Origin of the sequence: Pseudomonas sp. B21-028, from assembly GCF_024749045.1 — a bacterium.
Classification (GTDB): domain Bacteria; phylum Pseudomonadota; class Gammaproteobacteria; order Pseudomonadales; family Pseudomonadaceae; genus Aquipseudomonas.
Genome location: NZ_CP087184.1, coordinates 1,146,770 through 1,163,277, shown reverse-complemented (window position 1 = coordinate 1,163,277; position 16,508 = coordinate 1,146,770). Strand labels below are relative to the sequence as shown.

At 57.0% G+C, this 16,508-nt stretch carries 20 protein-coding genes, 1 tRNA gene and 1 pseudogene; 10 read left to right on the top strand and 12 right to left on the bottom strand.

The window, feature by feature from the left end:
- Nucleotides 1-473: 473 nt before the first annotated feature.
- The 6 genes from LOY35_RS05135 to queA all read right to left on the bottom strand — a co-directional run bounded on the left by LOY35_RS05135 (nucleotide 474) and on the right by queA (nucleotide 6,556).
- Nucleotides 474-1,022 (bottom strand): glycine zipper 2TM domain-containing protein, encoded by a 549-nt coding sequence (locus LOY35_RS05135; protein ID WP_258631175.1) that lies wholly within the window; start codon nucleotides 1,020-1,022, stop codon nucleotides 474-476.
- 117 nt (nucleotides 1,023-1,139) lie between these two features.
- On the bottom strand, nucleotides 1,140-2,054 hold the full coding sequence (gene secF, locus LOY35_RS05130) for a protein translocase subunit SecF (RefSeq protein WP_258631173.1): 915 nt from the start codon (nucleotides 2,052-2,054) through the stop codon (nucleotides 1,140-1,142).
- 9 nt (nucleotides 2,055-2,063) lie between these two features.
- Nucleotides 2,064-3,932, bottom strand: a complete 1,869-nt coding sequence (gene secD / locus LOY35_RS05125; protein WP_258631172.1) for a protein translocase subunit SecD — start codon at nucleotides 3,930-3,932, stop codon at nucleotides 2,064-2,066.
- A gap of 65 nt (nucleotides 3,933-3,997) precedes the next feature.
- Nucleotides 3,998-4,333 carry a preprotein translocase subunit YajC gene (gene yajC / locus LOY35_RS05120; protein WP_024777037.1) on the bottom strand — a complete coding sequence of 112 codons (336 nt, stop codon included), beginning with the start codon at nucleotides 4,331-4,333 and terminating at the stop codon, nucleotides 3,998-4,000.
- Between the two features lie 43 nt (nucleotides 4,334-4,376).
- Nucleotides 4,377-5,492, bottom strand: coding sequence for a tRNA guanosine(34) transglycosylase Tgt (gene tgt / locus LOY35_RS05115; protein WP_162843649.1), 1,116 nt, complete (start codon nucleotides 5,490-5,492; stop codon nucleotides 4,377-4,379).
- Between the two features lie 14 nt (nucleotides 5,493-5,506).
- Nucleotides 5,507-6,556 (bottom strand): tRNA preQ1(34) S-adenosylmethionine ribosyltransferase-isomerase QueA, encoded by a 1,050-nt coding sequence (queA, locus tag LOY35_RS05110; RefSeq protein ID WP_024777035.1) that lies wholly within the window; start codon nucleotides 6,554-6,556, stop codon nucleotides 5,507-5,509.
- Nucleotides 6,557-6,664: 108 nt separating this feature from the next.
- Here queA and LOY35_RS05105 point away from each other — a divergent pair.
- The 5 genes and pseudogenes from LOY35_RS05105 (at nucleotide 6,665) to LOY35_RS05085 (ending at nucleotide 10,096) form a co-directional block, all read left to right on the top strand.
- Nucleotides 6,665-6,749 (top strand) — tRNA-Leu (locus LOY35_RS05105).
- A gap of 303 nt (nucleotides 6,750-7,052) precedes the next feature.
- Nucleotides 7,053-7,381 (top strand): annotated as a pseudogene (locus tag LOY35_RS05100) (hypothetical protein).
- 107 nt (nucleotides 7,382-7,488) lie between these two features.
- Nucleotides 7,489-7,776 (top strand): barstar family protein, encoded by a 288-nt coding sequence (locus tag LOY35_RS05095; protein ID WP_258631170.1) that lies wholly within the window; start codon nucleotides 7,489-7,491, stop codon nucleotides 7,774-7,776.
- Nucleotides 7,777-7,903: 127 nt separating this feature from the next.
- A complete protein-coding gene (locus LOY35_RS05090; protein ID WP_258631169.1) occupies nucleotides 7,904-8,566 on the top strand; it encodes a DUF3885 domain-containing protein in 663 nt (220 codons plus the stop codon).
- 189 nt (nucleotides 8,567-8,755) lie between these two features.
- On the top strand, nucleotides 8,756-10,096 hold the full coding sequence (locus LOY35_RS05085) for a hypothetical protein (RefSeq protein WP_258631167.1): 1,341 nt from the start codon (nucleotides 8,756-8,758) through the stop codon (nucleotides 10,094-10,096).
- A gap of 82 nt (nucleotides 10,097-10,178) precedes the next feature.
- Here the strand turns inward: LOY35_RS05085 and LOY35_RS05080 are convergent, their stop codons facing one another.
- On the bottom strand, nucleotides 10,179-10,505 hold the full coding sequence (locus tag LOY35_RS05080) for a low molecular weight protein tyrosine phosphatase family protein (protein WP_258631165.1): 327 nt from the start codon (nucleotides 10,503-10,505) through the stop codon (nucleotides 10,179-10,181).
- Nucleotides 10,502-10,696, bottom strand: a complete 195-nt coding sequence (locus LOY35_RS05075; RefSeq protein ID WP_258631163.1) for a hypothetical protein — start codon at nucleotides 10,694-10,696, stop codon at nucleotides 10,502-10,504. Before LOY35_RS05075 ends, LOY35_RS05080 begins: the two co-directional genes overlap by 4 nt.
- Before the next feature lie 167 nt (nucleotides 10,697-10,863).
- Here LOY35_RS05075 and LOY35_RS05070 point away from each other — a divergent pair, with 167 nt between their 5' ends.
- The 3 genes from LOY35_RS05070 (at nucleotide 10,864) to LOY35_RS05060 (ending at nucleotide 11,840) form a co-directional block, all read left to right on the top strand.
- Complete coding sequence (locus LOY35_RS05070) at nucleotides 10,864-11,124, top strand: hypothetical protein (RefSeq protein WP_258631161.1); 261 nt, start codon at nucleotides 10,864-10,866, stop codon at nucleotides 11,122-11,124.
- Between the two features lie 132 nt (nucleotides 11,125-11,256).
- On the top strand, nucleotides 11,257-11,511 hold the full coding sequence (locus tag LOY35_RS05065; protein ID WP_258631159.1) for a type II toxin-antitoxin system HicA family toxin: 255 nt from the start codon (nucleotides 11,257-11,259) through the stop codon (nucleotides 11,509-11,511).
- Nucleotides 11,508-11,840: a type II toxin-antitoxin system HicB family antitoxin gene (locus LOY35_RS05060; protein WP_258631158.1), complete on the top strand. Its 333-nt coding sequence runs from the start codon at nucleotides 11,508-11,510 to the stop codon at nucleotides 11,838-11,840. The genes LOY35_RS05065 and LOY35_RS05060 overlap by 4 nt, the downstream gene beginning before the upstream one ends.
- A gap of 94 nt (nucleotides 11,841-11,934) precedes the next feature.
- Here LOY35_RS05060 and LOY35_RS05055 read toward each other — a convergent pair whose 3' ends face one another.
- From LOY35_RS05055 to LOY35_RS05040, 4 genes are all read right to left on the bottom strand, one after another.
- Nucleotides 11,935-12,294: a DUF6124 family protein gene (locus LOY35_RS05055; RefSeq protein ID WP_041023403.1), complete on the bottom strand. Its 360-nt coding sequence runs from the start codon at nucleotides 12,292-12,294 to the stop codon at nucleotides 11,935-11,937.
- A 308-nt stretch (nucleotides 12,295-12,602) separates the two neighbouring features.
- Nucleotides 12,603-13,193, bottom strand: coding sequence for a hypothetical protein (locus LOY35_RS05050; RefSeq protein WP_258631157.1), 591 nt, complete (start codon nucleotides 13,191-13,193; stop codon nucleotides 12,603-12,605).
- Between the two features lie 53 nt (nucleotides 13,194-13,246).
- Entirely contained in the window at nucleotides 13,247-13,942 is a 696-nt protein-coding gene (locus LOY35_RS05045) for a hypothetical protein (protein ID WP_258631156.1), read from the bottom strand.
- A 125-nt stretch (nucleotides 13,943-14,067) separates the two neighbouring features.
- Nucleotides 14,068-14,553: a DUF3592 domain-containing protein gene (locus LOY35_RS05040; RefSeq protein ID WP_258631155.1), complete on the bottom strand. Its 486-nt coding sequence runs from the start codon at nucleotides 14,551-14,553 to the stop codon at nucleotides 14,068-14,070.
- 191 nt (nucleotides 14,554-14,744) lie between these two features.
- Between LOY35_RS05040 and LOY35_RS05035 the strand changes: the two genes are divergently transcribed.
- Nucleotides 14,745-16,097, top strand: coding sequence for an ATP phosphoribosyltransferase regulatory subunit (locus LOY35_RS05035; protein ID WP_258631154.1), 1,353 nt, complete (start codon nucleotides 14,745-14,747; stop codon nucleotides 16,095-16,097).
- Nucleotides 16,098-16,315: 218 nt separating this feature from the next.
- Complete coding sequence (locus LOY35_RS05030; protein WP_258631152.1) at nucleotides 16,316-16,501, top strand: hypothetical protein; 186 nt, start codon at nucleotides 16,316-16,318, stop codon at nucleotides 16,499-16,501.
- Nucleotides 16,502-16,508 lie beyond the last annotated feature (7 nt).

The window sequence follows — 16,508 nt, the reverse complement described above, 5'->3', positions numbered from 1 at the left end:
ACCCTGCGGGGTGCTTTTTTTATGCCTGTCGCCGCACCAGTGTGGGAGCGAGCCCTGCTCGCAATGACGGTGACAGAGGCGACATCCAGGCAAGCTGACGCGACGCTTTCGCGAGCAAGCCCGCTCCCACAGGGGCACTGTATCGGTCGAGGTATCTTTTTCCGCCGAAGACTCAGTGTGGGAGCGGGCTTGCTCGCGAAGACGGTGGCACAGTCGACATCCAGACTAGCTGATCCGGCGCTATCGCGAGCAGGCTCGCTCCCACAGGGGAATTGTATTGGTCGAGGTATCTTTTTCCGCCGAAGACTCAGTGTGGGAGCGGGCTTGCTCGCGAAGACGGTGGCACAGTCGACATTCGGGCAAGCTGACACGACGCTATCGCGAGCAGGCTCGCTCCCACAAGGAATTGGGGTAAGCCAGGAATGCAGACATAAAAAAAGCACCCCGAAGGATGCTTTTTCAAAACATTGAGATCACTGCGCCGGTTGGTTCTGGCCCAGGATCAGTTGGCCTTCCTTGCTCACCGGGATCTGGTTGCCCGGGTCGCGGTCCATGCGGACCTTGCCTTCCTTGCCGTCGAGCATGTAGCGCACGTCATAGCCAACCACTTTGTCGCTGATGTCATTGACGGTGTTGCAGCGAGTTTGGGTGGTGGTGTACGTGTCACGTTCCTGCATGCCTTCCTGAATCTTGTTACCGGCATAACCACCACCGGCCGCACCCGCCACGGTGGCGATTTTCTTGCCGGTGCCGCCACCGATCTGGTTACCCAACAGGCCACCCGCCACGGCGCCCAACACGGTACCGGCGATCTGATGTTGATCCTGGACCGGCTTCTGCCGCGTCACGGTGACGTCCTTGCAGACCTCACGCGGGGTTTTGATCTGAGTCTTGACCGGCTCCACTGCCAGTACTTGCGCATACTCAGGACCACTTTTCACCAAGCTGTAGGTGGCGACCGCACCACCGGCAGTTACACCGACAGCACCCAATACCGCACCAACCAGCATCGATTTGTTCACTTGAACCTCCTGGGTATCACCAGCGGAATAATCCGCGCTTCTCCCAGCCTTGGAGCATAAAAAAAGGCGCGAGTTCAACTCGCGCCTTTTCAGCGGTGACGGACGGAGCGACGAGCCTTACGGGCGGTCGTCCACTTCCGTTTCGGCAGCCGCCGGAGGAATCAGGTCCTCGGAGCTCAGGTTCAGCCAGATCAGCACCACGTTGGCGATGTAGATCGACGAGTAGGTACCCGCCAGTACACCGACAAACAGCGCAATGGAGAAACCGAACAGGTTGTCACCACCAAAGAACAGCAGCGCGGCAATCGCCAGCAAAGTGGAGATCGACGTCGCCATGGTCCGCAGCAGGGTCTGAGTGGTCGAGATGTTGATGTTCTCGATCAACGAGGCCTTGCGCAGCACGCGGAAGTTCTCACGCACCCGGTCGAACACCACAATGGTGTCGTTGAGCGAGTAACCGATGATCGCCAGCACCGCCGCCAGCACAGTCAGGTCGAAGGTGATCTGGAAGAACGACAGGATGCCCACGGTCACGGCCACGTCGTGGATCAGCGAGACAATGGCGCCCACCGCGAACTTCCACTGAAAGCGGAAGGCCAGGTAGAGCAGGATGCCGCCCAGCGCCATCAGCATGCCGAGGCCGCCCTGGTCGCGCAGCTCTTCACCCACTTGCGGACCCACGAACTCGACGCGCTTGACCTTTGCCGGGTTGTCGCCACCAGCCTTCTGCAAGGCATCGGCGACCTGGTGGCCCAGTTGCGGGTCTTCACCCGGCATGCGCACCAGCAGGTCGGTGGTTGCGCCGAAGCTCTGCACGATGGCCTCGTGGTAACCGGACGTTACCAACTGCTCACGCACCTTGGTCACGTCGGCCGGACGCTCATAGGTCAGCTCGATGAGCGTACCGCCGGTGAAGTCCAGGCCGTAGTTCAGGCCCTTGGTGGCCCAGCTGAACAACGCCAGCGCAGTGAGGAACAATGTGACGCCGAACGCGAAGTTGCGAACGCCCATGAAGTTGATTGTACGTAACATGGCAGCCCCTTAAATCCACAACTTCTTGAAGTCACGACCGCCAAAGATCAGGTTGACCATTGCGCGGGTCACCATGATGGCTGTGAACATCGAGGTAAAGATCCCGAGGGACATGGTCACTGCGAAGCCCTTGACCGGGCCGGTGCCCATGGCGAAGAGAATCCCGCCGACCAGCAACGTGGTCAGGTTGGCGTCGAGAATCGCGGTGAATGCCCGGCCGAAGCCTTCGTTGATTGCCCGCTGGATCGACATGCCCGCGGCGATCTCTTCACGTATCCGCGAGAAGATCAGCACGTTGGCGTCCACCGCCATACCCATGGTCAATACGATACCGGCGATACCCGGCAGGGTCAGCGTGGCGCCCAGCAGCGACATCAGGGCCAGCAGCATCACCATGTTCACCGCCAGCGCGACAGTGGCGATGAGGCCGAAGAAGCGGTAGATGGCGATGATGAACAACGACACGAACAGCATGCCCCACAGCGACGCATCGATACCCTTGGTGATGTTGTCCGCACCCAGGCTCGGGCCGATGGTGCGCTCTTCAGCGAAGTACATCGGAGCGGCCAGGCCACCGGCGCGCAGCAGCAGGGCCAGCTCGGAGGACTCACCCTGGCCGTTCAGACCGGTGATGCGGAACTGACTGCCCAGTGGCGACTGGATGGTCGCCAGGCTGATGATCTTCTTCTCTTCCTTGAACGCCTGCACCGCGACGTCTTTCTCGACGCCGTCGACCACTTGTTTGGTGTAAGTGGTGACCGGCTTCTGCTCGATGAAGATTACCGCCATGCTGCGACCGACGTTGCTGCGCGTGGCGCGGCTCATCAGTTCGCCGCCGTGGCCGTCGAGGTGGATGTTCACCTGTGGACGACCGTGTTCGTCGAAGCTCGCCTTGGCGTCAGTGACCTGGTCGCCGGTGATGATCAGGCCGCGCTCGATCTGCGCCGCCGGGCGGTTGCCCTCACGGAACTCGAAGCTCTCGGAAGTGGCCTTGGACGCACCCGGCTCAGCCGCGAGGCGGAATTCCAGGTTGGCGGTCTTGCCGAGGATACGCTTGGCTTCGGCGGTGTCCTGCACACCCGGCAGCTCGACCACGATGCGATTGGCGCCCTGGCGCTGCACGATCGGTTCGGCCACACCCAGTTCGTTGACCCGGTTACGCACAGTGGTCAAGTTCTGCTTGATGGAGTATTCGCGGATTTCCGCCAGCTTGGCCGGGGTCATCGCCAGACGCAGCACCGGTTGACCATTGAGGTCGGCCGGCACAATGTCGAAATCGTTGAAGGTCTTGCGGACCAGCGCACGGGCCTGCTCGCGGGTATCTTCATCGCTGAAGCCCAGCTGAATGGCACCGTTGAAGGCCGGCAGGCTGCGATAGCGGACGCGCTCTTTACGCAACAGGCTCTTGACGTCGCCTTCGTAGACTTTCATCCGCGCGTCGAGGGCTTTGTCCATGTCCACTTCCAGCAGGAAGTGCACACCACCGGACAAGTCCAGGCCCAGCTTCATCGGATGAGCGCCGAATTTGCGCAGCCATTGCGGCGTGGTCTGGGCCAGGTTCAGGGCTACGACGTAATCGTCGCCCAACGCCTTGCGCACCACGTCCTTGGCCGGCAGCTGGTCTCCAGCCTTGACCAGGCGCAACAGGCCGCCCTTGCCGTTTTCGGCAACAGATGCAGCCTTGACTTCGATACCGGAGGTCTTGAGGGCCGCGCTCGCACGGTCCAGATCCGCCTGGGTGACCTGCAAGGCAGTGCTTGCGCCGCTGACCTGAATGGCCGGGTCATCCGGGTAGAGGTTGGGAGCGGAATAAATCAGACCGACCGCCAGCACCGCCAGGATCAGTACATATTTCCACAGAGGGTATTTGTTCAGCATCACGCCGCCCGCTTATGACGCGGGGCGCCTTGCGCGCCCCGTCGATTGAAGAGATGTTTGAAACCTTAGATCGCTTTCAGCGTGCCTTTTGGCAGCGTGGCCGCGATAGCGCCCTTCTGGAACTTCATTTCAACGGTGTCGGACACTTCCAGCACCACGAAATCGTCGGCCACTTTGGTGATCTTGCCGGCGATGCCGCCAGTGGTCACCACTTCGTCGCCCTTCTGCAGGCTGCCGAGCAGGTTCTTCTGCTCTTTGGCGCGCTTGGCCTGTGGACGCCAGATCATCAGGTAGAAGATGACCAGGAAGCCGACCAGGAAAATCCACTCGAAACCGCCACCCATAGGCGCGGCTGCGGGAGCAGCGGCATCAGCCATGGCGTTAGAGATAAAAAAGCTCATTTAGCACTCCAGTTGCAAGTATTGAATCTTAGGATCGGAAAATTCAGTCCAAGGGCGGCACAGGCAACCCGCGCTTGGCATAGAAGGCCTCGACGAAGGCGGCCAATGTACCCTGTTGAATAGCCTCGCGCAAACCAGCCATAAGCACCTGGTAATGGCGCAAATTGTGGATTGTATTCAGCATGCTACCGAGCATTTCGCCGCACTTGTCCAAATGGTGCAGATAAGCGCGGGAGAAGTTCTTGCACGTGTAGCAGTCGCAGGTCGGATCCAGCGGCGAATCATCATGGCGATGAAACGCGTTACGGATCTTCAGCACACCCGTGTCGATGAACAGATGCCCATTGCGGGCATTACGGGTTGGCATCACGCAATCGAACATGTCCACCCCGCGGCGCACACCCTCAACCAGATCTTCCGGTTTGCCAACGCCCATAAGGTAACGAGGTTTGTCAGCGGGCATCTGGCCCGGCAGATAATCCAGCACTTTGATCATTTCGTGCTTGGGTTCGCCCACCGACAGGCCGCCGATGGCCAGGCCGTCGAAACCGATCTTGTCCAGGCCTTCGAGGGAGCGCATGCGCAGGTCCTGGTGCATGCCGCCCTGAACGATACCGAACAGCGCCGCCGTGTTGTCGCCATGGGCGTTCTTGGAGCGCTGGGCCCAGCGCAACGACAGCTCCATGGACACCCGCGCCACGTCTTCATCGGCCGGGTACGGGGTGCATTCGTCGAAGATCATCACGATGTCCGAACCCAGGTCGCGCTGGACCTGCATCGACTCTTCCGGGCCCATGAACACCTTGGAACCATCCACCGGCGAGGCGAAGGTCACACCCTCCTCCTTGATCTTGCGCATGGCGCCCAGGCTGAACACCTGGAAACCGCCGGAGTCGGTCAGGATCGGGCCTTTCCACTGCATGAAATCGTGCAGGTCGCCGTGGGCCTTGATCACTTCCATGCCCGGGCGCAGCCACAGGTGGAAGGTGTTGCCCAGGATGATCTCCGCGCCGATGGCCTCAATGTCCCGTGGCAGCATGCCCTTGACCGTGCCGTAAGTGCCCACCGGCATGAACGCCGGGGTTTCCACCGTACCGCGGGGGAAGGTCAGGCGACCGCGACGCGCCTTGCCATCGGTGGCGAGCAACTCGAAGGACATGCGACAGGTGCGACTCATACTGTTTCCTCGGGCCCGCGTGGCGCGGGGTTACGGGTGATGAACATCGCATCACCGTAGCTGAAAAAGCGGTAACCATGCTCGACGGCGGCCTTGTAGGCGGCCATGGCTTCGGGATAACCGGCGAACGCCGAAACCAGCATCAACAGCGTGGATTCAGGCAAATGAAAGTTGGTGACCAGGGCATCGACCACATGGAACGGCCGGCCCGGGTAGATAAAGATATCGGTGTCGCCACTGAACGGCTTGAGCACGCCATCGCGAGCAGCGCTTTCCAGGGAACGCACGCTGGTAGTCCCCACCGCCACCACCCGACCACCGCGAGCGCGACAGGCCGCCACGGCATCGACCACGTCCTGGCTCACTTCCAGCCATTCGCTGTGCATATGGTGGTCTTCGATGCGCTCCACCCGCACCGGCTGGAACGTGCCGGCGCCGACGTGCAGCGTCACGAACGTGGTCTCGACGCCCTTGGCGGCAATCGCCTCCAGCAATGGCTGATCGAAATGCAGCCCCGCCGTCGGCGCCGCCACCGCCCCCAGGCGCTCGGCGTACACGGTCTGGTAACGCTCGCGGTCCGAACCTTCGTCCGGGCGGTCTATATAAGGAGGCAACGGCATGTGCCCGACACGGTCGAGCAGCGGTAATACTTCTTCGGCAAATTTGAGCTCGAACAACGCATCATGCCGCGCCACCATCACCGCCTCGCCGCCACCGTCGATAAGGATCGACGAACCCGGCTTGGGCGACTTGCTGGAGCGCACATGGGCCAGCACCCGGTGGCTGTCCAGCACCCGCTCCACCAGAATCTCCAGCTTGCCGCCGGAGGCCTTCTGGCCAAACAACCGCGCCGGAATCACCCGGGTATTGTTGAACACCATCAAGTCGCCTGGGCGCAAATGCTCAAGCAAATCAGTGAATTGACGATGAGCCATGGCACCGCTGACCCCGTCCAGGGTCAACAGTCGACTGGCACGACGCTCGGCCAAGGGATGGCGAGCGATCAGCGAATCCGGGAGTTCGAAGGTAAAGTCAGCAACACGCATGATGGGGTTCGTCTAGCAGGGCCGGAAAGTCTAGCGGAAATATCGAAAATTGACCATGAAACGTGATTGACCAACGGTAGGCACCTCTCTATACTTCGCCGCCATTGAGCCCTGATGGCGGAATTGGTAGACGCGGCGGATTCAAAATCCGTTTTCGAAAGGAGTGGGAGTTCGAGTCTCCCTCGGGGCACCATCTTAAAGAAAGACCTTGAAATTCAAGGTCTTTTTTTTCGTCTGCAGGAAAGTGGCCTTGCCGTGATCCAACTCATCACCCAATCCATTGTGGCGAGGGGATTCATCCCCGCTGGGCCGCGAAGCGGCCCCAAATACCAACCTGTGGTGAAGAATAATCTGTGGCAAGTGAGTTCGCCCCCGCTTGAGCGCAACGCGCTCACAAAAAGGTCATTGCAATGCCCAAAGATGAACCACCTCACGGCTCCTGGTACCTGACCCCTTAACCCCCAACCCTCACCCCGGTTACAAAGGATTTCAACCCATGGAATTGCTGCTGGAAACCGTCGCCCTTTACTGCCTCAAGCTGGTTCACGAAGCCGAGGACCATAGTCCGATTCTGCGGGATGATCCGTTGATGGCGGATTATGAGCGGGAGGTATTTGGGTTGATGGTGCGCAAGGGGGATGTCGAAGGGATTCGGGACAAGGTGGAACATTGCCTGGGTTGGCCCTGCAAGCGCTTGGCGGTGGTGATACGGTGCTGGGGCGGGAGCTGAATCGGCTGGCGGCGGATTTCAGTGCTGCGCCGACGATGGAACAGTTTGATGCTCCGCTCATGGCGCTTACGGGTTATCTGAAAGACATTCAGTGAACGAGATGCCGAAGCTGAACGACACCGATCGTTCCCACGCTCCGCGTGGTAACGCATCCCGCGACGCTCCGCGTTGCAGATTTAACAACGCTATTTAGGTTCGGACGATGACCCGCCCACAGCTCGTGCAGATAGACCTAAACAGAGTGATGAATGCCAAGGAACTGCATACCACTTTGAGCGATGCGCTCGGATTTCCCGGCTGGTACGGCTGTAACTGGGATGCCTTCTGGGACGCAATTACAGGACTGGTAGAAATGCCCGTGCACCTGAGAATTTCCGGGTGGGATGCGTTGTGCAGGCGCTTGCCGAAAGATGCTGAGCTTATGCAACGGTGCCTTGAAGACTTGAGCCTTGAGCATCCATCGCTCGCGCCAAATGTGGAGTTCGACTGAACGCAGGGAACGCTTCGACGGCTAGCGGTGCGACACTCAAGGTTATCGACCCACTATCCGAGGCGCCGTAACATCCCATCGCATTATCCAAACCATGGAAACGGTTGAAGAGCCGCCAAGGACACACGTGAACCTACAAATCGAAATCGAGCGGATCTTTGGCTGCAACACATTCGCCAGACCACTGTTCTATTCCTATCCCGGCGGCCTGCGCTTTGAACTCTCCGAGCCCGGCGGAGTGATTGATCAGTTTCTAACCGCGCTCCGCAAAGCGACAAGAATCTGTAATGACATTTTCCGCGGTGAAGACGAGCTCGTCGTCTGCCTGCGCGCTTACTCTAACGGAAGTCATTTCATCCACAGGCCAGAGCTTCGCGCCTTGCGATCAGTCGGGATACCCGTTCCCTCTACGCGTTCAATCTGGCGTGAGGATATAGCCGCAGACGAGTGGTATAGCGAAGATCAGCCAGAGTATTGGATTAACGTAGCTTTCAAACTCCCTATCTCCCGCCTTGAAACGTTGCTTTGGGGAGCCTTGGCCAAAGACCTTGCTCCGATCCAGCCGCAACTCAACTGCACTTTGTATCTCTTCAACCTGCCGCAACGCGTAATGGTCTTCCCCTACGACGACAGAGGCATGGATGTCGTTGGGCCTAACGGGACGCTGCTCAGGCAGCTGTACTGTCAGCATCAAAAGTATTTACTGGATTACGACCGAGCAGAGATGGATAGCACGTTTGCAGCGGTCACGCCTTCCCCGCCCTTTGGCTATCCAGGCAAAAAGCTCTAAGTTATTGCGCATCGAATTCGCAGGTTGCTCGATCTGGAATGCCCCCCCCGATTACAGCAATGAGAATGAAGTTTTACCTCAGCTATGGCACGGCCCGCCTCGGGTTGACTCGCCAACGAGCTGTCTGCCTTTTTCACGCTCTTTTCCACGTAACCAAGGAAGATCTAAAGAATTGAAGGACTCAAATTGATGTCGTTTTCGATAGAGGGGTTCCTCTACCCTTACGTAAAATTTCTCCACGGCGCTGCCTACAATCTGCACCAGATCCTGGAAGGCCTCGGCGTCGTATCTTCGACTTTCACCGGGCGTAACGACGCAGGGCAAATCACCGGAACTTACTGGTCGCCCGATGAAGCAGTACTAATGTTCACGCTCGGCTACCTGGTGATGCGATCACTGCTGCTGATTCCCTTGCTGGCAGCAGCGGCCTATACAGTGGGCAAGAAGCGAGGCGTGCTCATATTCTTCGTACTCTTGCTCCTACCGGGTGCGTTGAACTGCCTGGGCCTTTTCCCAAACATCAATTACTTGCCCATCCGTTACAGCATCAATGGCGTCGGGAAACTGGGCAGCGAAGTCGGGCTGATTCCCCTGTTGATGCTTTGCGCCCTCGCCGGATGGGGCGTCATGGTTCTTATTTATGACAACCTCAACCTCACCGACCGCTTCCGCCAAATATATGATCACTTCTGGTTTCCGCTGGCATTGGTTGCAGCAGTGTTTTTCGTGGCGGACAACGGCGCCAATGAAGACGCCGCATTGCTGAAGGAAGCAACAGCGAGCATTCAGGACGCCAGCGCGTTCCTGCTGAGCCAGATCAAGCGATACGATGATTACTGCAGAGCTAATGGCCTGGATAGCCTGAAGTCATGCCGATGGAGCAGCTTTTCACAATGGACCTTTACCTACATCAAGGAAGGTGAAGCCAGCTACTTCATAGATTTCGCACCGAACGAGTCCAAGGGGTTCTACGCCGCGACTAGAAGAACCATCAGCGACGAGGATGTGATCGCCATCCGCAAAGAGATCAACGACTACAACCAAAGGTTGTGCCCCGTGAAGCACTTTTCCAACGGTATGTCGCGCTCATCGCCACTCTCCAGCACCTGTGAGTACGTCCCCCGTGGCTACTGCTCGGTCAATCCTGATGGTCCGCCAGGACTCGTAGACATAAACATCAGCAGCCACACTGTAGCCTTGGCCAGCGAATGCATCATTCCCTGGCTCGCCGGCGCCAAGCCTTCCTTGAAGCAGTTGTCGGCGCTAGTCAGCCAACATGACAAAGCCAAGAATCATCGTTGGCTGTATTTCCTGGCTGTTGCCGTAGCGGTCGGCGCAAAAGTGGCATTGGCGACTACCAAGCTGTGTTTGATTGATACGCGGCCTGCGGCTGATAGGCGTCGCGTTCTTAGGGGGGCACGGCATCGCCTGGGTCAATGTCTCCGTGTACTGAAGCGTCTACTGGTCGGTTTCGGCCAATTTGCATGGTTTGCTGCAACCTGGGTATCCAAGCTGCTCAAACGGGGATAGCACGGCGGGATCAACCTTCTACCGGTGACCGTTTCGCCTAGCCATTGAGGGAAGGACGGCTCGTGAAGATTGCCCTAAATACTCAAATGCCCAGGTACGAAGTTACCTCTCGCTCAAGCACGTCCACTAGCTCAGGGTCCATGTAGCGATAGTCATCGGGAATATCCAGAACATGAAGCCGTTTGTGCTCAAGCAGCCGAGCATACTCTGCCCGTAGCCGATGCTCGTGCTTGCGCTCCATCACAAAGATGACATCGGCCCAACGGATATCCGCTGGGCCGATAGGTTTGCGTGCGTTCGGGCTGGTGCCAGCCGAACGAGCGCTGAAGCCAGGACGTCGACGCCAGATCGCCTCCCCGGTAGGGCTGCGCCATTGGTTACGACTGCAAACGAACAGGAGATTAGTCACTCTTGATCCAGCAGTTGGCGGGTGGTGCGGATGGGATAGCTTATACCGAGCTGACGCGCCCGGTGCAGTTTGTCGGCACGGGTGTAGATCAGCTTCCAGTTCTTTTCTGGCTTGGAGTCCTGCGGGTTAATCGCTTCGCGCCCCTTATGCTTGCGGGATTGCGCGCGTCTCCAGCTATGGGGTCTTTCCATGGTTTTTTCCTCGTGAGTACCGGGTTCAGCAGCCGCGGTAATACGAGGTGGTGGGATGGTAAGCGTGCATTGGGGTTGTGGCTAGTTGGCGGGGCTGGATAGCTGTGGTTAGACGTCCGTAACTGCTATCGTTTCGGGATAGAAATAAGGGGGAAGGTGTCGACCCATTGCTAGCAAAAGAAAATAAATCCGTCCCCTTTTTGGTCCGCCCTTTATGGCAGCAAGCGGCGTACCTGTTGGACAGGCTGGACGCAGAACCAACGATCCAGGCTTTTTGGCTTCGGCAGTTAAGGATGTGGTGCGATCGTCAGTATCAAATGGTCGATCCGGTCACGCCGAAAGTCGAACGAATGGCGATTGCAGAACGACTGGTGAAACTGGCTGCGCTGGGCCTTATCGGTGGTGATAGCGTTAGCCGGGTTGTTTAGGTGTCAGTATTCGGATTGCCATAGGCCCTTGATGCACTAGCGTTCGCGACGACCATGGAGCGATGAACCGTTTCCTGCTTTGCCCTCCGAACTGGCTAGATAGTGCTATCTTCTTTTGATAGCATCCGCCGTATGAAAAACAGGCACCGGAAAACCCTTGACGCGATCTACCGCACGCCAACCAGCGCGGCGATAGTGTTTGCTGACATCGAGGCATTGGTCATTCATCTGGGCGGCCAAGTGTTGGAACGCGAAGGCTCACGGGTCAAGCTCATGCTACGAGGGGCCCAATGGCGCTGCCATCGGCCGCACCCAGGCAAAGAAGCCAAGAAATATCAGGTAGAAGAGGCTCGCGAATTTCTCCAGCGAGCAGGAGTTGAGCTATGAATAGCATGACCTATAAGGGCTATACCGCCCGAGTTGAGTTTGACGAACGTGACGACATTTTCGTCGGTCGAGTTCTGGGCGTGCGTGACATCATCAGCTTTCACGCTGACTCAGTGACGCAACTGCGCGCCGAGTTTGCCAGTGCTGTTGAGGATTATCTGGCGGACTGTGCCGAGCAAGGCGTCAGCCCTGAGAAGCCTGCCTCTGGGAAGGTGATGCTGCGCATTCGTCCTGAAGTGCATGCCGCCGCTACCATTGCCGCTCAAACCGCCGGAAAAAGCTTGAACCAATGGGCTGATGAGGTATTTGAGCGCGCAGCGCACGTCTGACGGCCGGTCGCCAGGTCAAAACATCCTTTGGCACGGCCATAAAAAAGGGTCTACCAAGCTAGACCCTTTTGTTGCTCAGGCAAGCGACTTGCCCTTACCTCACTTCCACAATATCCAGCGCCCGATTCGCCAACAGCTCACTCAACTCGATCACCTGCTGAATCCCCAACGCCACATGCCGCCGTGACCCATCCAGGTCAAACGCCAGATCACTGATCATGGCATTGGCCGAAGCCAGGTTCTCGCTGAGGCTGGCAAGCAGGCATTCAGAATCAACATCGGAAGCGATGCGGAAAATGGTGTTGGGATTGTCAGACGTTTCTTTCTCGGGCTTGGGGTTCAGATAGAAATCCAAGGCTCGCGTAGCAGCGTCGTCGATTTTCTTGTTGCGCGCTGACTGGGCGCGGGAGACGTGTTCGTCGGTAACCGGGGGGTTCGGTGTAATTTTGACCATGACCTTAGCTCTCTTGGTTGAGGCTACGACCCGCTCGCGACTAAACGAATTGGGAGGCAGCTGTACGCAGGTTAGTCGACCGACGAGCTAAGAAATCGGCGCGCCCGAGGGCGCCCTGCGCACAGCCACCATCGAGTGCAGGGATGGGGATACCTGACTGACGGACGCTTGAGCGACTTAGCTACGGCGGGCGACTAAACCCGATCACTGATGAGCAGTGACAGGTCCAAACTACCGACACCACCCTAGGCGCACAAGCCGGCGGATTCTGGCGTAGTTGTAGGCAAAGGCGCAAGGCGATGTGAGCTCTAGGGCGAGACCTGACGGTGGGTGGTCACCATGAAGGGCCTGCCGTCCGGGGCTCTTTGCTCCAGGACAATCCTGTCCTTCTCCACCTCTTTGATGCGCGCTTGTCCCGACGCCCCTGCCGGGTAGATATCACTGAGGTTGGGCATGCTGGGGCCGATAAATTGCGCCACCGTCAAAGGCGAGATCTCTTTGCCGTCCACCGTATACGACTTGGGCAACGTCTTCATTTGCTCCAATGTGAACGAAAGGTACTCACTATCGGCGCTCCAGCTACCCGCGCCATTGACGCTGTATTCGAGCCGATAGGGTTTCGAAGGCTCTGTGCCAACCAACGCGACCACGCCGCTCACGTTGTAATGGTTGTTGGCGACGTATTCGATCATGCCTTTGAATTCGAACTGACCGCTGTCGCCATTCGGATAGCTGAACTCCTCGGTCCAACGTCCAATGAAATGGCTTTTGTAGTAGTCAGCCCTCATGTCGGCTAACCAGGATGAGATGGTAGGGAACCCCGCCATCAAGCCAACAATTGCTACAAGAGCGGCCCAGCTTTTTACAGAGTACTGCTTAAGTGTCGAGACAGTGGTCATTAATAGCTCCTAATCCATGAGGAGGCGTACAGCACTCCGGTTCGTCTGTGCAGTTACTGCTTCAGGTCTTCTATCAGCTTGCCGACGGCCAAATCAGATACGCGGGAAAACGCTGCACGCAGTGCTTCGGGATCGGTGGCGTACTGCTCAGGGGTGTAGGCGAGGGTGTTGCTTTCGTTGAAGGGCGAGATGGTATTGAAGTTGCGCCAAACCGATGTGCCGCTGCGTTTCATGGAGCCGTTAACGCCGATGACTGGGTAAAGCACGGAGCTGTAGTTTTTCAGACTCAGTCCCCACTGCGAAACCATGATTTCAACGTCGGCATCCGCTTTCTCGCCTTCCGCCACGAGGGTGAACATACCCTCTTGCTTAATGCGCTTCTCGAAGCTTTCACGCACCAGTTTTCCCAGATCGATACCGTGGGCCTGCATGTTGTTCAAAATCGCTTGAGAGATATCTGCCGTCGCGCCATCGGCCGCCTTGGTGCCCATGACCGAACCGGCACCCGTCAATGCGCTCGTGCCAGTGCTCGATGCGCCAGCCGCCATGCCAGTCGCTGCGCCTGCCCCGGCACCCAGTCCTGCCCCCCAAGCCTGGGTCATGCTCGTGTACTTGAAGTTTTCCACCGCAAAGTACACAGGAAGGATCTTGATGGTTTTGATCTGGTGGCGGTCTTCAACACTCAAAGATTTGGTGACACACCCGGAAAGCAGGCTGACCGAGAGCAACGCGAGAAAGAATTTTTTCATTGATAGAAATACCGATGACATGAATGACGTGTCGCCTGAACGAAGAGACCTTTGAGTTCCAAAACGTCTCTCTGACCGCTCCGGTTTCTCTCAGGATAAAAAGGTAGCCATGACCGACAACCGTTCTAGTAGAAGCGGTCTTCCTGCTTCATGCCATAAATGCGCCCGAACGTCCTGAAGGAGATCCACAGGAACAACAGCGTCAGCAATACCCCACCCGCCATAACGATAAAGCTGGCGCGATTGGTGTACAGCTCGCTGGAGATGCTGCTGACCTGGGGAAACCAGCGGGAATAAAGCAGTGGAACGTCTCCACCTACCGTGTACTGATCATGTTCGTTGTAGCGCTGGTCAAAGTATTCGTCTTCATGAACTTGTTGATCCCCGTCGACATATCGGTAATGAATGATGACGCCGTTGGGATTCATCGGGATGCCTTCCAGCTGCGTCACCGTGCCTTTCACCTCGACAGGGGTCCACCGAATGGCGCCATAAATGGTCCCTGAGTGTTTTGCCAGTGAGGCTAGAAACAAGAGCAAGATGCAAGCAATGGTCAGCAGGACGATGCGGTTATAGAGATGATCTTTTTCAGCTTCACGTGGGTAAAACATGCTCCGGTCCCTCGGGGATAAATTCTTGCGCATCCTATCGGCGTTCGATCCAATAACTTGAATTTCCATCCAGGTCAGGTTCTCTCTGAGGCTCACCAGTAGCCATTCAGAATAAACCCCAGAGGCAATACGAAACCTCGTAGCTGAGGTATAAGGACAGCCATGCACCAAGGCCTACAAGGGACTGAAACGTGAGCACATTGCAATTCTGGCTGGACCGGTTGAGGAACAAGCAGAAACCCACGTCCATTTGGGCTGATCATCGTCGGAACGAGGCACTGGAGGCGCTCGCGGGCGCAGGGACGCACAGTAGCTGGATTGAACTCAGTCATCACTACAACGGTTTCGTTCGGGAGATCGCGGTTAGAGAGCTGTACGCTCAGCCGTCCCCTGAAGCATTGGTCGCAATGATAGATCGGTCGAACGACTGGGTGCCTCAAATTCGTGATTTAGCTGCGGTCGGCCTGGAGCATTATCTTTCGCCTGCCCATGCCCAGGCCTTGTTGTTCGCGGTGGAACCGCTTATCGCGTTAGCTGCACGTCAACGGGCCGACCATGGAAAAACCCTCAAGGCCGCTCGTGCTGTTTTGCAGTCGCCGGTTATCCGAGATGAGGTCCAGGCGAATTTTCTGACGCGGCACGGTAAGGCTGCCCGCTATTTGTTCGAGCTTTTGCTGGAAAGCGACTCCAATCCTGAAGCGCTGCTACGCAGCGCGCTCTTCCACCGTGAGGTGACCGTACGGTTGCTGGCCGTACCCGCCTGCCTGAAATTGCCCACCACCCAAGCTCGGTGCTTGCTACTCGAAGCCTTGTCTCAACCTGGTGCAAAATTTCGCGTTTGGGTGCTGCGCGCCCTTCTTCCTTTGCTGGGCGATCCTCGTCCAATTTTGTGTGAGGCGTTGCTCGATGCATCAGCCTCAATCCGTAGCCTGGCGCGCTGGGCGGCACCAAACAGTGAGATCGATCCACATGCGGTCCTCGTTGACCAGATGAAGCAAAGTATGCCCAGCAAGAAGCGAGATTGGCTGGGTGTGCTGGGCCTTTCGGCAGAGCTCAATGTTGAGCTGGATCCTCAGTGGCAGAAAGAAGCGCTGCGTTCTGGTTACCCCACCGTGAGGCGCGCTGCCATTGGCGCGGTGTCCGATGCTCAACTGCCTGAACTGCTCAAAGCGCTTGATGATCCCTCGAACAGAGTTTTTAACGCAGCCATCGCCCGCCTCAGCGACCAGCCTTGGGCTTTGGTCAAGCCTGGGTTAGACACCAAGATGGATCGGGATTGGCATGACCTTTCCGTCATACGCCGAAGCGCGCTGCTCCAGTTACGGCCTCTATGGCAGCAAGCTGCGTACCTGTTGGATCGGTTGGACGCCGAACCGACGATCCAGGCTTTTTGGCTTCGGCAGTTAGCCATGTGGGGTGACGGTCAATATCAAATGGTTGATCCGGTGACACCCAAAATCGAGCGGACGGTGATTGTAGAGCGACTACGAGAGCTGGCGGCTCGTGGGCTTATCGGCAATGAAAGCATTGCTCGTGTTGTCTAGGTGCGGTAATGCGCTTTACGTCATAATCAATCATGCCAAATTTGAGTAAAGGTTGCTCCCAAACAACCTAATCATCTGTCATACCTGACAGTATTCAGTTGGGTATGCCTGCCCTATGTTTATTTTTGTCTTGAGCAGCAATGGGTCCAAAATATCTATCGATTCGTGAATCCCTCGCTGCTTGGATCTAAATTGCAATTTAGATGGAGAAAACAATCATGATGACTGAAGATGATTTTAAGGATTATAAATCTGGCGACAAATTATTTATCAGACTTAATCCCGACAAAAAGACAAGTGCACAATTAGTTTATTTTAAATCGGTAGAAGACGGGCACTTGAACTATGAAGACATGAATTTTCGGAAATATTCGGTTGAGCTTTCGGCACTTACCCCACCATAGACATCAT